Origin of the sequence: uncultured Microbulbifer sp. (genome assembly GCF_947489355.1) — a bacterium.
In the GTDB taxonomy this organism is placed as follows: Bacteria; Pseudomonadota; Gammaproteobacteria; order Pseudomonadales; family Cellvibrionaceae; genus Microbulbifer.
Genome location: NZ_CANLDD010000024.1, coordinates 17,167 through 31,122 on the forward strand (window position 1 = coordinate 17,167; position 13,956 = coordinate 31,122).

Here is a 13,956-nt window from a genome sequence, read left to right on the forward strand (position 1 = left end):
TGATTCCCTGGCAATTAACAAGGGCCTCCTGAGCCCAACCGATCGCCTCTTTTGAAAGACCAGTGGAAGTGTGGGTATCTCATGTGGTTCAGAGCCCATGCTGGCATCACCCCGTGCCGTTATGGGGCCGAGAAATTCTCTGGCTGCGGGGATAATAAATTACATGACTCCCTGTTATGGCCGTGCCACAATGCCCGGCTCGCAATTTCCCGCTTTGAGACAGCTGTGAAGATTCTCGCCTTGGATACCACCTCCGGCGCCTGTTCTGTAGCCTGCTATAGCAATGGCCAGATAGCCGCGCGTTTCGTGCAAGCGGAACGCGGCCACACCCAACGACTGTTGCCAATGGTGGATGAGGTACTGGTCGATGCGGGCATTGCGCTTTCCGATCTTGATGCCGTCGCAGTCAGCCGCGGTCCCGGTTCATTCACCGGGCTGCGTATAGCCATCAGTTGCGCCCAGGGTCTGGCATTTTCCGCCGATTTACCTGTAGTGCCTGTATCCAGCCTGTCCGCCCTCGCACTTGGTGCCAGGCGCACACACCCAGAGTGGGGGGATGCCCCAATTGTGTCGATGTTGGATGCCCGTATGGGGCAGGTTTACTGGGGTGTTTTCACAGCACAGTCGCCCAATGACAGCCTGTTGCCCGAGGCGGTAAAGAGCCCTGAGCAGGTTGTGTTGTCTCTGCAGGAGGCAACACTTTCCGCTCCACTGTATGGGGCCGGCCCAGGTTGGCACTACGATCGCCTGCGCGCGGTTCCCATTGCAAGTATTGATCAGAATGTCCCGATTCGCGCGGAGGATATCCTACAGTTGGCGATGCCCTTGTGGCAGGCGGGCGCGGCAATAACCGCCGATGCACTGGAACCCAGGTATCTGCGTAACCAAATCACTTGGCAAAAGCGACAAAAAATTCGATCCCGGTAGCCCATGGAAATATTTCAGATCGTTGTGTTGGCCCTGATGCAGGGGTTGACTGAATTTCTTCCAATCTCAAGCTCAGCCCATTTGATTCTACCGGCGGAGCTGCTCGGTTGGCGGGATCAGGGGCTGGCTTTTGATGTGGCTGTGCATTTCGGTTCACTGATTGCGGTGGTTTTCTATTTTCGCAAAGACATCCGCCTGCTGATCAAAGATGGGCTGGGTGGATTCACCGATGGGCGTTTTACCGCTGAAGGGCGGCTCGCCTGGTTGCTAGTACTCGCGACCATTCCGGCTGGTTTGGCAGCCCTGGTATTCGAGGACTTCATTGCAACAAACCTGCGTTCGGCAACGGTGATCGCTACGACAATGATCGGTTTTGGGTTACTGCTCTGGTGGGCGGATGTGCGCGGAGCCAGAAGGGATTCGCTCGCACAGCTCAATTGGAAAAAAGCCCTGTTGATCGGCTTGGCCCAGGCGGTTGCACTGATTCCCGGCACCTCCCGCTCCGGTATCACTATGACCGCCGGGTTAATGTTGGGCATGAAGCGGGAAGCGGCTGCGCGTTTTTCCTTTCTGATGTCGATTCCGGTCATTACACTGAGTGGTCTCTGGCTGGTCATGGATTTGCTCACATTGGATACTGTGCCCTGGGGTGACATACTGCTCGGTACGGTGCTCTCGGGAATCAGTGCTTATGTGTGTATCCATTTCTTCCTACAGTTGATCAGCCGCATAGGAATGGCACCTTTCGCAATTTATCGCCTGGTGCTGGGAGCATTCCTGTTTTGGATGATCTGGAGGTAGTTTTATGGCAACGGTAGCGTTTATTGGTCTCGGCGTAATGGGATATCCCATGGCCGGCTATCTTTCGGACGCGGGTCATTGTGTGCGGGTATACAATCGTTCGACCAGCCGCGCAGACCAGTGGCTGCGGGAATACACCGGTCGGGGTTTTGCAACCCCGGCCGAAGCCGCGCGCGGTGCAGAGGTGGTTTTTACCTGCGTGGGAAATGACCGTGATTTGTCTGAAGTGGTGTGCGCAGAGCAGGGTGCCCTTGGCGCTATGGAACAGGGGACACTGCTGGTGGATCACACCACCGTATCTGCAGATATCACCCGGGCACTCGCCGCTTCCGCGCGCGATCGGGAGATTGGCTATCTCGATGCCCCGGTATCCGGTGGCCAGGCAGGTGCGCAAAAGGGGGTTTTGACGGTGATGGTGGGCGGTCAAGAAGCCGATTATCAGCGCGCATTCCCTTTGATCAATTGCTATGCAGGTACGGTCAGGTTGATGGGCCCGGTAGGCAGTGGACAGCTGTGCAAGATGGTCAATCAGATTTGTATCGCCGGCGTCGTCCAGGGCCTTGCCGAAGGCCTGCACTTTGCCAAGGCGGCGGGGCTCGACGCGGAGGAAGTTGTCAGTGTGATTTCAAAGGGAGCGGCGCAGAGCTGGCAGATGGAAAACCGTTCGAACACCATGCTGGCGGGAGAATACCAGCATGGATTTGCCGTCGACTGGATGCGCAAGGATCTGGCAATTGTCCTGGATGAGGCCCGGCACAACGGTGCCCTATTGCCACTGACCGCGCTGGTGGATCAGTTTTACAGTGAGGTACAGGCCATCGGCGGCTCCCGCTGGGATACTTCCAGTCTTTTTGCACGGCTGATGAAGATACGCCCCTTCGAATGATCTTTTTGTCCTGCAATCCTTTCCCGGGCCGGGTGTTTGTATGACCGAGCCGGGGTATACACACTACGGTTGTTTCTGACTCCCGATGAAAACGCTCTTGCTCTCTGCCTACGATGCACATAGTCATAAGCGCTGGCGCAAGGGCCTGATTGACGCTTTTCCCAAATGGCAATGGGCCGTGCTGGCCCTTCCGCCCCGTTACTTCAGCTGGCGCATCCGTGGCAACAGCCTTACCTGGGCCAGAGGGGAAGCAGCGCGGACGTTGCGACAGGGCTGGGATTTGATTATTGCTACCTCAATGATAGACCTCAGCGCTCTGCGCGGGCTGGTACCGGAAATAGCGGGGGTGCCTGTTGTTGTCTACTTTCATGAGAACCAGTTTGCCTACCCGGCGAGCGCCGACACCTTCCGTTCCATTGAGCCGCAACTGCTGAATATCTATACGGCGCTGGCTGGCAACCTGTTGCTTTTTAATTCCGAATTTAATCGCCGCACCCTGATCGACGGTGCCGCCAGGCTGTTAAAGCGCTTCCCCGATTGTGTGCCGGCGGGCGTCTGCGAAGAAATGGAACGCAAATCCCGGGTATTGCCGGTGCCCCTGGAGGATTCCTTGTTTATCGCTACCCGCGATGCTCCCCGGGACTCCAGTGTGGCCTGGAAACATCGCTGGGCACAGGGTTATCAGGGGGCAGTTTCAGCAGGAGTCCTGGTGATCAGTTGGGCCGCACGCTGGGAATACGACAAAGGCCCCGATCGCCTGCTGTGTATTCTGCAGGGCCTGAAAGCGAAAGGGGTGGATTTTCTGCTCAACCTGATGGGCCAATCCTTCCGCGGCTGCCCCGAGGCCTTTAAGCGCATCCAGCGGGACTTTGCCCAACACCTGTTGGCGGTGGGTTATGTACAGGACGCGGAGACCTACCGCGATACGCTCAGAAACAGCCACGTATTTCTCTCCACTGCTTACCATGAGTTTCAGGGGCTGGCAGTGATGGAAGCTGCAATAGCCGGGTGCACGCCATTGGTTCCGGATGAACAGTGTTACCCGGAGTACTACCCCGAACCCTTGCGCTATACCGGTGTTGCCGATGCGGTTGTCAAGCTGGCATCTCTGGCCGCTCAGGTCAGGGAGCACAGCCCCTTGCCAAGGGTGGAATTTGAGACGTTTTCCTGGAAGCAGCAGCGGCGGGCATACGAAGACAGTTTGAATCACCTGGTTCGAAAAGAGGACTCAGCGAATAAAACAGGAGTACTGGGTACAAGTGCTGAAGGGAGTGTGCCGCCGATTGACACAGATCGTCGGGAAACAAGCAATCCCACCCAGTAGTGCGAGCATTTCCATGGGGCTGGCGCACTCACTGCTGTCGTTACCGGCAGGGGGGAGAAACGATGCACACAGGTACGTAATTGATGCCTGTTCTTTAGCGGGGTTAGCGCAGGAAGTTGTCCTTCAGCAAGTCGACCACCTCGTCCGCGCGTCCGCTGAGTATGGCTTTGAGTCCAAAGAGTGCCGTGGATGATACCTGCTGTGCTTTGATTGATGGGGGCATAACCAATTCCATCCGGTTCACGGTGACATCCAGCAGGGCGGGGCCTTCTGCCGCCAGCCAACGCTGCATGGCCTCAAGCAGATCGTCGGCTTTTTCAACCTTCTCCCCCCAAAAACCACAGACTTCCGCCAGGCGGCTAAAGTCCGGATTTTTTAACTCGGTGTAGTTGTCCAGCATCCCCTCGATACGCTGTTCCATTTCCACGAAGCCGAGAGAATGGTTGTTGAATACCAGCAGCTTCACAGGAATTTTTTCCTGCACCAGTGTGAGCAGATCCCCCATCAGCATGGTCAGGCCGCCGTCGCCGCACAGGGCGACCACCTGGCGACCGGGGTTTGCCTTGGCCATACCCAGTGCCTGCGGGTAAGCATTGGCCATAGTGCCGTGAGACAGGCTGGTGAGAAAGGAGCGTTTGCCGTTGGCGCGCAGGTGGCGCAACATCCACACCATCGGTGAACCCCCGTCTGCGGTGAAGGCCGCATCTTCGTCAGCCAGTTTGTCCAGGGTCTGGGCGACAAACTGGGGGTGGATCAGGTTGGGGTCCGGCTCGTTGCCGCGTTTCTCCAGCTGTTTGAGGTCACTGCTGTAGCGCGCGCGCAGGTTGTCCAGAAATTTCTTGTCGCTGCGGGGTTTCAGGTGCGGTAGCAGGGCTGCTACGGTTGTGTTGATATCGCCTACCAGCCCCATGTCCACGGCGGTGCGGCGGCCGAGATGGGAGGCCTCGATATCCACCTGGATAATGGTGGCTTTTTCCGGGTAAAACTGTGTGTAGGCGAAGTCGGAGCCGAGGCACAGCAGCAGATCGCAGGTCATCACGGCGCGGTATCCGGCCGGGTTGCCTATAAGCCCGTTCATACCCACATTACAGGGATTGTCGTAGTCCAGGAATTCCTTGGCCCGGCTGGTGTGAACTATGGGTGCAGCCAATTGTTGGCCGAGTTCAACCACGGCATCGTGCGCAAAGCGGCAGCCGATGCCGCCGTAAATGGTGATATTCTTCGCTTGGTTGAGTTTGTCCGCCAGGGCCTCCAGCGCTGTATCCTGCGGACGAGTCAACCACTGGGGCCTGTGGACCGACCAGGGAATCGCGTCCTTTGATTTTATTTTAAACATGTCGCCATTGACCACCACGACCGCCACACCGCGATGATTGAGCGCAGCCTGAGCGGCCTGGCTCATGATTCGGCGGGCCTGGTCCGGATGGGCGATGGGCTCGCAGAACACCGAACACTGCTCGTAGAGTTTTTTCTGATCGACTTCCTGCGGGTACCCGAGTCCCTGTTCTGAGCGGTCAATGTTCGAAGCGATCAATACCACCGGCGCACCGTTCCTGTGGCTCTCAAAAATGCCGTTGATAAAGTGCAGGCTGCCGGGGCCGGTTGTGCCCGCACAGGCACTCAATTCGCCGCTCAGGTAGGATTCGCCCCCGGCGGCGAAGGCGCCCACCTCTTCGTGACGGACATGAATCCACTCGAGTTTGGAGTGACGCACAGCCGAGGTGAAGTGGTTGATGGTATCGCCGACAATACCGTAGCAGCGCTTCGCGCCGGCTTTTACCAGGGTGTCGGCGATAATTTCTGAAACCGTCAACATAGTGTTCTCCACAGTAGAGGCGATTGGAGAGAAATTGTGCTCAGTACGGACTGCGCCGGATCGACTGTTTCAATCCCATGTCGAGCCTGACGGTGGGGCGGAATGAGTCCGCCTGTGCGGCCAGCCACCAGTGTCCATAGGGCGTTTCTTCGGGCGCCTCGATCAGGGATTTCTCATCGATAAAATGCCAGATATGGTGAATGGGCTTTGAGTCACCGCTGCTGAGGTTGTGATACAGATGGTAGGGTTTCAGGTCGCGCGGATTACTCAAGCCGGCGGCGGCGACAATATTGCCGAGGGCCTCCAGTGTTTTGGCCTGAAATGCCGCCGCGCGCTTACTCTGGACTTCCACCACCAGTCCGCGCTGGCGGCGGGGGTCCTGGGTGGTGACGCCGGTGGGGCAGGTGTCGGTGTGGCAGCGTTGGGACTGTATACAGCCAATCGAAAACATGAATGGTCGTGCTGCATTGCACCAGTCGGCGCCGACGGCAAGGCACGCCGCCAGGCCGGAGGCAGAGTAAAGTTTACCGCTGGCAGCGAGGCGGACCTTATCGCGCAGGCCGGCCCCTACCAGGGCGTTGCGCACTACGACCAGGCCCTCCAGAAGAGGCATGCCCACATGGTTGGACAGTTCCAGTGGCGCGGCGCCTGTGCCACCCTCGGACCCATCGACCACAATAAAATCGAGCAAAATTCCCGTCTCGCGCATGGCTTTCATAATCGCCATGACTTCATAGATATGGCCCACACACAATTTAATGCCAACCGGTTTGCCACCGGAGAGTGAACGCATCTGGTCGGCGAACTGGAGCAGTTCTATGGGTGTGGAAAACATGGAGTGTGCACGCGGGGACACGCAATCCTCCCCGGGTGTTACTTTTCGCGTGGAGGCGATTTCCTGTGTGACTTTTGCCCCTGGCAATACACCGCCATGCCCGGGTTTGGCACCCTGGCTGAGCTTGATTTCCGTCATCTTCACCTGGTCGTCACAGGCGTCGCGGAAGAGGTCCGGATTAAAGCTACCGTCATGGTTGCGGGTGCCAAAGTAGCCGGAGCCCAGCTCCCATACCAGATCCCCGCCATGCTTGCGGTGGTAGGGGCTGATGCCCCCTTCGCCGGTATCCTGGTAAAAACCCCCGATCGCGGCCCCTTTGTTGAGGGCCTCAACGGCGGCGGCGGAGAGTGCGCCAAAACTCATCGCCGAGACATTGAGCAGCGAGACATTGTAGGGTTGCGAACACTGCTCTGTGCCAACCTTGATACGCGCCCGCACGTCCACTGTGTCAGCCGGGGTAATAGAGTGTGTCAACCACATGGTTTCCGGCGCCTGGACATCCAGTTCAGTCCCAAAGGGATGCATATCGGAGAAGCCATCGGCGCGGGCATTGACCAGGCGACGGGCCTCGTAGCTGAACGGCAGGCCCTCCTCATCGCCTTCAACGATATAGGCGCGAAAATAGGGGCGGAGATTCAGGAACATCCAGCGGATACGGGCGGCTACCGGATAATTGCGGGTCAGTGTCCACTGGCGCTGGAATACATCGTAAATGCCCAGGATCAACAGTGTCAGGCTTCCCCCCAGGGCAATCAGCCACCAACCGCTTACTGTCACCGTGAGTATCAGGAAAATGGGTGTCAGGACCAGGGCACTCAGTGGAATAATGGCACGTTTGAGTCCGTTCCTGCAGGAAAAGGCCTGCCAAACATTGGATATCATCATAGGAGGTTGAGTGCCGTGTTGTTGGCGTTACCGGGAGTTCTGATACTGAACCTAGATCATTCGCCGGGACTTTGCCGCGATCACGCGGGTATTTGCGGCTGTTAACCTGGTAGCCGGATAGGTTGTCGGGGGATTGTGGCACTGGCAAGCACTTGCGGGCGGCATCGCGCACTTGTGGCGGTATTTCAAGGCTGGGAATGACACAGGGCAGAGAACACCGATTGGATCGCAGGCTGAACTTTCCCCTAGCGGGAAAGCCCCGGCATGCGTTCCTGGGGCAAGGTCTCCAGCGCAGTCACCACGGAACGGTTGTTCAGCTCCATCAGGATGTCGTCCAGGTCCAGGAGTTGCCAGCAGGCCCGTGCACCGACTTCTGGCGCATTTCCGTGTAAAAACTTGCGGGCCAGAGCTACCACCGGTGCCGCGGATATCCAGGCACCATCACCGTTTAAACCGAGAACCTGCCACTGCCAGGTGGCGGTTTCGCCCTGCCTGTTTTTCCCCTCGGCACGCACGATCATACCGCTGTGGGGGCTGCCGCCTGGCCAGTGCGCGCCGAGTTTGCACCCGAGTGTCGCTAATCGAGTAGTAGGTAACGGCAGCTGCTTGCGGGCCAGGTAGGCACAGGCAGACAGGCAGACCTGCACAGTGCGCGGTTCCAGGCCGGCAGCGAAACGCGCACTGTGTAGTTGCGGGAAGTGCCGGGGACAGAGTTCGAGGTCAGGCGCATCAAAGTCGCTGAGCCAGCGTTTGCCCACAGGGTGCGCCAGGGTCACAGGGCGCAGGTGCCTGCCGGTAAAGGACTCGTGCCAGCGGTCTTTTTGCAGCTGTGGAAAGCTGTGTTCCAGGGATTCAAAACCCGTTCCTGCTGCGGCCAGGTCGCAGTTTGTGCGGCGGGCCGGTGCGACGGCAATCTCCACCGAGTGGATAACCGGCAATTCCCTCTGTATCTCGGCAAGAGCTGCGGAACTCAATGCCGGCAGGGTGCTGGCCCCGGACACCATGGCAATGCCCGCAGTCTTGGCGGCAGGAGATAGACGGTGAAAATCACAGACAGAACGGCGCGCATTGGAAATATCAATATAAGGTGTGCGGGATTCGATACAGGCTTTGGCAACCCGGTTGTCGGTGTCATTTTGAAAGGGGCCGGCGCAGTGGATCAGCAGGTCCAGATGCAGCGCTTTGAGCTGTGCAGCGAGATTGATGGCGTCCCTTTCCAGACGCAGCCCCTCGGTGAAGCCCCTCAGTTTTTTCGCGTACCGATCGGCAAGCGCTTTGTTACGACCGGAGATAATCAGTTGTAAGTCTGGCTCCGAGCTCAGCATCTGCGCAATGCGCGCGCCAAACTTGCCGTAGCCGCCGAGTATCAATACACGCTTGTTCAGATTATTGATCACCTGGGTCGCACTCCTCTCCCCCGAGGTATGCGCCGATCATGCAATGGTCCAATGGGAAAAATCAAGCAAATCCGTTATTGCCTCGAACATCACCGTCGTTTTTAGCCGATCTTTCCCTTCGGCAGGTGAGATCCGTGCATGAGACCCGGTACTTTTTGCGCGGGTTGCGGTGTTGGTTCAGGCGATAGGCCAGTGCACTAACGCAAGGGCATCTTTGCCCGCCTTCAGGCACCAGCCAGACTTATCCCAATCCCCCAACACAATGCGCTCTACCGCTTTGCTGCCAAGGATGTGGACATGGCGTCCGGGCCTGTGAGTGTGGCCGTGGATCAGTATGTCCACACGGTACTTGCGCATCACTCTTTCCACTTCTTCAGGGGTGACGTCCATGATGTCCACCGCCTTGCGGCTGTTCATGGTCTTCGAAACCGCGCGGATTTGTGCCGCGATGGTGCGGCGCTCTTCCAGCGACCTGGCCAGCAGCGCCTGTTGCCAGTTGGGGTCGCGAGCCTGGCGGCGAAACGTCATATATTCCTCGTCACGGGTGCACAGGCTGTCGCCGTGCATCAATAGGGCCCGGTGACCGGCGAGGGAGAGGGTCGTGGGATCTTGCAGTAGTATTGCACCGGCGCGCTGGGCGAAATCGACGCCGAGGAGGAAGTCGCGGTTGCCGTGCATCAGATACACTTCAACACCGTTGCTACTGTAGCGGCTGAGTTCCCGCACAACCTCATCGACCAAGGGGGCATCGTCGTCATCGCCGATCCAGGCCTCGAAGAAGTCGCCGAGGATATACAGGGCCTCGGCGCCGGCGGCTGGACCGCGCAGAAAATCAAAGAAGGCCCTAGTGATCTTGGGCCGGCCCTCATCAAGATGCAGATCAGAAATCAAATAAGTGGACAATGTTTTCCGCCTTAGAGTCCCTGGCAACCCGTAGAATTACTTGTCGGTATAGTCATCGGAGAGGCTGACACCGGTGATTTCGATGGTTTCCAGAGGTACATCCTGATGGAAGTCCTTGCTGCCGGTTTTCACACTCTTGATTTTGTTGACCACGTCCATGCCATCGGCAACTTTACCGAAAACACAATAGCCCCAGCCCTGGGCGTCTTTGCTGCGGAAGTTCAGGAAGTCGTTGTCCTTGACGTTGATAAAAAACTGGGAGCTGGCGGAATGGGGGTCCATGGTGCGCGCCATGGCCAGGGTACCCGCGTCGTTCTTCAGGCCGTTGTGGGCTTCGTTTTCGATGGTTTCGCGGGTTTTCTTCTGCTCCATATCGGGGGTCATGCCGCCGCCCTGGATCATAAAGTTGTCGATCACCCGGTGGAAAATGGTTCCCGTATAAAAATCGTCACGGCAGTACTGCAGGAAATTGGCCGCCGTCTTTGGGGCTTTGTCAAAATCCAGTTCGATGGTGATGTCCCCATGAGTGGTGTGCAGGGTGATCATAAAATGTCCTATAACGGTTGGTTTGGGGCGGCATGATACCCTGTAGTCTGGGGCTGTAAAACGTCGAGCCGGGATATCTGTATTAGTTGCTTAAAAAGTGTGCGCTATCGGTGCGGTTCATCGGTACTCGCCCTTTCAAATCCGATATTCTGTGCCACAACTAGGCTATAATCCGCCGCTGACATTCGCACAGCTGTAACGGGAAACCTATGATATCCGAGCGCAAGCCTGCTCACTTTTTACAGATCCTTATCCGCGAAGACCTGGCAGAGGGCAGAGTAACCCAGGTGGCAACCCGCTTTCCGCCAGAACCGAACGGCTACCTGCACATTGGCCATGCCAAATCCGTCTGCCTGAACTTTGGTCTCGCGAGGGAATTTGGCGGCACCTGTAATTTACGCTTTGACGACACCAACCCGGCCAGGGAAGAGGAAGAGTTTGTCGACGCCATCAAGCGCGATCTCTCCTGGCTGGGTTTTGAGTGGAACGGCGAGGCCAGATACTCCTCGGATAATTTTGATCAACTGTATGAATGGGCCCTGTACCTGATTAAAGAGGGTAAGGCTTACGTCTGCGACCTGTCTGCCGAGGAGGCCCGCCAATATCGCGGCACGCTAAAAGAGCCGGGTAAGAACAGCCCCTACCACGACCGCTCCGTGGAGGAAAATCTCGTGCTGTTTGAAAGGATGCGCAATGGCGAAATGGCAGAGGGCCAGTGTAGTCTGCGCGCCAAAATCGATATGGCTGCGCCCAATATCAATCTGCGCGACCCGATTATTTACCGTATCAAGAAAATGGCTCATCACCAGACCGGTGATAAGTGGTGCATTTATCCGAGCTACGATTTTGCTCATGGCCAGTGCGATGCCATCGAAGGGATCAGCCACTCCATTTGTACTTTGGAGTTTGAAGATCACAGGCCCTTGTATGACTGGCTGATTGAGAACCTGCCGGTGCCTTCGCGCCCGCGCCAGTACGAGTTTGCGCGCTTGCACCTCAACTACACCGTGGTGTCCAAACGCAAGCTGAAGCAACTGGTGGACGAAGGGCATGTGGATGGCTGGGATGACCCCCGTATGCCGACCCTGTCCGGACTGCGCCGCCGTGGATTTACGCCCACTGCGATCCGCAATTTCTGCGAGATGATCGGTGTAACCCGCTCCGACTCCGTGGTGGATGTGGGTATGCTGGAATACAGCATCCGGGATGACCTGGATAAAAATGCGCCGCGCGCCATGTGTGTGTTGGCGCCCTTGAAGGTCACTCTGAAGAATTACCCCGAAAGGCAGCAAGAAATGCTGGCGGCGCCCGGCCACCCGGTACGCGATGACTTGCCTGCCCGTGAACTTCCCTTTACCCGCACTCTCTATATCGAGAAAGAGGATTTCCGCGAAGAGGCCAATAAGAAATACAAACGTCTGGTACTGGGCAAGAAAGTTCGCCTGCGCAACGCGTATGTTATTTTTGCGGAAGCAGTGGTCAAGAACGATGCCGGTGAGATTGTCGAGGTGATTTGCTCGGTAGATCTCGACAGCCTGGGCAAAGACCCGGCCGATGGCGTTAAGCCGAAAGGCGTGATCCATTGGGTGTCTGCGGAAAAGAATGTGGACTGCGAGGTGCGCCTGTACGACCGCCTGTTCAACGACCCGGCTCCGGATGCCGGTGGTAAGAACTTCCTCGATTGTGTAAACCCGGACAACCTGCAGATCCTCAAGGGCTGTAAGGCGGAAGTTGGTCTCGCCAATGCGGAGCCGGAGCAGGGTTACCAGTTTGAGCGCAACGGGTATTTTTGCCGTGACAGTAAATACGGCAGTGTGGAAACCCCGGTGTTTAACCGCACCATCGGTCTGCGCGATAGCTGGGCCAAAGAACAAAATAAGTAACCGCCCACAGGGTGGTTTGGGAAAGTGAGCTACAGACAGGCTCCACTTCAGGCAGCTAATAGAATTTGAGAGAAGAGATGTCTCTACAGGTCTACAACACCTTTTCCGGGAAGAAAGAACCCTTTGTGCCACAGGTGGAAGATCAGGTGCGCATGTATGTGTGTGGCCCGACCGTGTACAACCGCGTGCATATCGGCAACGCCCGCCCTGTAGTGGTGTTCGACACCCTTTACCGGGTGCTGAAAAGAAATTTCAGCGATGTGATTTACGCGCGCAATATCACCGATATTGAAGACAAAATCATGAAGGCCGCGCGGGAAAACGGCGAGGAAATCGGTGTGTTGTCGGCGCGCTATGCCCAGGCCTACTACGAGGATATGGCTGCGCTCAATAACCTTGAGCCGGATATTGTCCCCTACGCCACCCAGCACCTGCCGGAAATGATCGCCATGATCGAAAGCCTGCTGGAAAAGGGGCACGCTTACGCCGCAGAGGGCCACGTACTGTTTGCAGTGAAGTCCATGCCTGACTACGGCCAGCTGTCCAAGCGCTCTCTAGACGACTTGCTCGCCGGTGCGCGGGTGGAAGTGGCACCCTACAAGAAATACGCGGGTGACTTCGTGTTGTGGAAACCTTCCACAGAAGAAGAGCCCGGCTGGGACAGCCCCTGGGGCCGCGGCCGCCCCGGTTGGCACCTGGAGTGCTCGGCAATGATCAAGAAGCACCTGGGGGATACCATCGATATTCATGGCGGCGGTCGCGACTTGACCTTCCCGCACCATGAAAACGAACGCGCCCAGAGCTGCTGCGCCAATGGTGTGGATTTTGTGCGCTACTGGATGCACAACGGCTACGTCAATATCGACGGCGAGAAGATGTCCAAATCCCTGGGCAACTTCCGTATGGTCAAGGATCTGCTGGCGCTGTACCCCGGTGAAGTGCTGCGTTTCGCGCTGCTGTCCGCTCACTATCGCTCCGAACTGAACTTCAGTGCGGACCTGCTCGACCAGGCTTGGCGCACCCTCGATACGCTTTACGGTGCCTTGCGTGAGATTGAAACAGTGGTGACGGAAACAGCCGACCTGAGCGACAGCGCCTTCCTCAAGGCGTTGGAAGACGACCTGAATACGCCTATCGCCATCAGCGAATTGCACCAGATTGCCCGGGATCTGAACAAGGCCGAAGTTGCCGATAAAGCGCACCTGAAAGGTTTATTACTGGCTGCCGGCGATATGCTGGGTATTCTGCAGCAGGACCCGGAAGCCTGGTTTCAACAGGCACGCGGAGGCGAGGAATCCATTTCCGCTGAGGAAATTGAAGCCCTGATTGACGAGCGCGTACAGAGCAAGAAAAACCGTGACTTTGCCCGCGCTGATGAGATTCGAGAGGCGTTAAAATCCAGGGGGGTGGTACTCGAGGATAGCCGTGAAGGTACCAAGTGGCGCCGTGAGTAGGGCGCCCCATACTCAATAGGAACAATTAAAGCCCCACTCTAACCTTGTTGTAAAAAATTGGTTGGAGGTGGGGTGCAGAACCCGAATTTCATTTGTAGAAACAAGCTATGAAAAACGTATTTGTCCTGATCACTTCTCTTGTTGCCGTGGTAACTCTCAGCGCCTGTGCGCCAAAGCGTGGCTCCGATGCCTGGTGTAAAAAAATGGACAGTGTACCCAAGGGTCAATGGAGCATGAATGATGCGGGTGACTACACCAAGTACTGCGTCTTGAACCAAAAGCCGGAAGAAGAATAAGCA

Annotated in this window: 12 protein-coding genes; 7 read left to right on the plus strand and 5 right to left on the minus strand. The window is 57.0% G+C overall.

Annotation, left to right across the window (positions count from 1 at the left end; translation table 11 throughout):
• Window positions 1–225 precede the first annotated feature (225 nt).
• The 4 genes from tsaB to Q1A48_RS11445 all read left to right on the plus strand — a co-directional run bounded on the left by tsaB (window position 226) and on the right by Q1A48_RS11445 (window position 3,938).
• The gene (gene tsaB / locus Q1A48_RS11430) at window positions 226–927 is read left to right on the plus strand and encodes a tRNA (adenosine(37)-N6)-threonylcarbamoyltransferase complex dimerization subunit type 1 TsaB (protein WP_299944831.1); all 702 of its coding nucleotides are present in this window, start codon (window positions 226–228) and stop codon (window positions 925–927) included.
• A 3-nt stretch (window positions 928–930) separates the two neighbouring features.
• Window positions 931–1,728, plus strand: coding sequence for an undecaprenyl-diphosphate phosphatase (locus Q1A48_RS11435; protein ID WP_299944833.1), 798 nt, complete (start codon window positions 931–933; stop codon window positions 1,726–1,728).
• 4 nt (window positions 1,729–1,732) lie between these two features.
• Complete coding sequence (locus Q1A48_RS11440) at window positions 1,733–2,614, plus strand: NAD(P)-dependent oxidoreductase (RefSeq protein ID WP_299944834.1); 882 nt, start codon at window positions 1,733–1,735, stop codon at window positions 2,612–2,614.
• Between the two features lie 85 nt (window positions 2,615–2,699).
• Window positions 2,700–3,938: a DUF3524 domain-containing protein gene (locus Q1A48_RS11445; protein ID WP_299944836.1), complete on the plus strand. Its 1,239-nt coding sequence runs from the start codon at window positions 2,700–2,702 to the stop codon at window positions 3,936–3,938.
• 103 nt (window positions 3,939–4,041) lie between these two features.
• Here the strand turns inward: Q1A48_RS11445 and Q1A48_RS11450 are convergent, their stop codons facing one another.
• The 5 genes from Q1A48_RS11450 to Q1A48_RS11470 form a co-directional block, all read right to left on the minus strand.
• Window positions 4,042–5,754 carry a thiamine pyrophosphate-dependent enzyme gene (locus Q1A48_RS11450; protein WP_299944838.1) on the minus strand — a complete coding sequence of 571 codons (1,713 nt, stop codon included), beginning with the start codon at window positions 5,752–5,754 and terminating at the stop codon, window positions 4,042–4,044.
• A 40-nt stretch (window positions 5,755–5,794) separates the two neighbouring features.
• Entirely contained in the window at window positions 5,795–7,474 is a 1,680-nt protein-coding gene (locus tag Q1A48_RS11455; RefSeq protein WP_299944840.1) for an FMN-binding glutamate synthase family protein, read from the minus strand.
• 245 nt (window positions 7,475–7,719) lie between these two features.
• Window positions 7,720–8,871: a saccharopine dehydrogenase NADP-binding domain-containing protein gene (locus tag Q1A48_RS11460; protein ID WP_299944842.1), complete on the minus strand. Its 1,152-nt coding sequence runs from the start codon at window positions 8,869–8,871 to the stop codon at window positions 7,720–7,722.
• Window positions 8,872–9,048: 177 nt separating this feature from the next.
• Window positions 9,049–9,774 (minus strand): UDP-2,3-diacylglucosamine diphosphatase, encoded by a 726-nt coding sequence (locus tag Q1A48_RS11465; RefSeq protein ID WP_299944844.1) that lies wholly within the window; start codon window positions 9,772–9,774, stop codon window positions 9,049–9,051.
• 36 nt (window positions 9,775–9,810) lie between these two features.
• Window positions 9,811–10,320, minus strand: coding sequence for a peptidylprolyl isomerase (locus tag Q1A48_RS11470; protein ID WP_299944845.1), 510 nt, complete (start codon window positions 10,318–10,320; stop codon window positions 9,811–9,813).
• 209 nt (window positions 10,321–10,529) lie between these two features.
• Between Q1A48_RS11470 and Q1A48_RS11475 the strand changes: the two genes are divergently transcribed.
• The 3 genes from Q1A48_RS11475 (at window position 10,530) to Q1A48_RS11485 (ending at window position 13,953) form a co-directional block, all read left to right on the plus strand.
• A complete protein-coding gene (locus Q1A48_RS11475; protein WP_299944848.1) occupies window positions 10,530–12,203 on the plus strand; it encodes a glutamine--tRNA ligase/YqeY domain fusion protein in 1,674 nt (557 codons plus the stop codon).
• Window positions 12,204–12,280: 77 nt separating this feature from the next.
• A complete protein-coding gene (gene cysS, locus Q1A48_RS11480; protein ID WP_299944850.1) occupies window positions 12,281–13,657 on the plus strand; it encodes a cysteine--tRNA ligase in 1,377 nt (458 codons plus the stop codon).
• A gap of 107 nt (window positions 13,658–13,764) precedes the next feature.
• Window positions 13,765–13,953, plus strand: coding sequence for a DUF3012 domain-containing protein (locus Q1A48_RS11485; protein WP_299944852.1), 189 nt, complete (start codon window positions 13,765–13,767; stop codon window positions 13,951–13,953).
• Window positions 13,954–13,956: the final 3 nt, after the last annotated feature.

Excerpts from the sequence above, each read along its gene's own strand:
- Q1A48_RS11435 (WP_299944833.1), top strand. The coding sequence starts at position 931 with ATGGAAATATTTCAGATCGTTGTGTTGGCCCTGATGCAGGGGTTGACT.
- Q1A48_RS11440 (WP_299944834.1), top strand. The coding sequence starts at position 1,733 with ATGGCAACGGTAGCGTTTATTGGTCTCGGCGTAATGGGATATCCCATG.
- Q1A48_RS11445 (WP_299944836.1), top strand. The coding sequence starts at position 2,700 with ATGAAAACGCTCTTGCTCTCTGCCTACGATGCACATAGTCATAAGCGC.
- Q1A48_RS11450 (WP_299944838.1), bottom strand. The coding sequence starts at position 5,754 with ATGTTGACGGTTTCAGAAATTATCGCCGACACCCTGGTAAAAGCCGGC.
- Q1A48_RS11455 (WP_299944840.1), bottom strand. The coding sequence starts at position 7,474 with ATGATGATATCCAATGTTTGGCAGGCCTTTTCCTGCAGGAACGGACTC.
- Q1A48_RS11470 (WP_299944845.1), bottom strand. The coding sequence starts at position 10,320 with ATGATCACCCTGCACACCACTCATGGGGACATCACCATCGAACTGGAT.
- Q1A48_RS11475 (WP_299944848.1), top strand. The coding sequence starts at position 10,530 with ATGATATCCGAGCGCAAGCCTGCTCACTTTTTACAGATCCTTATCCGC.
- cysS (WP_299944850.1), top strand. The coding sequence starts at position 12,281 with ATGTCTCTACAGGTCTACAACACCTTTTCCGGGAAGAAAGAACCCTTT.
- Q1A48_RS11485 (WP_299944852.1), top strand. The coding sequence starts at position 13,765 with ATGAAAAACGTATTTGTCCTGATCACTTCTCTTGTTGCCGTGGTAACT.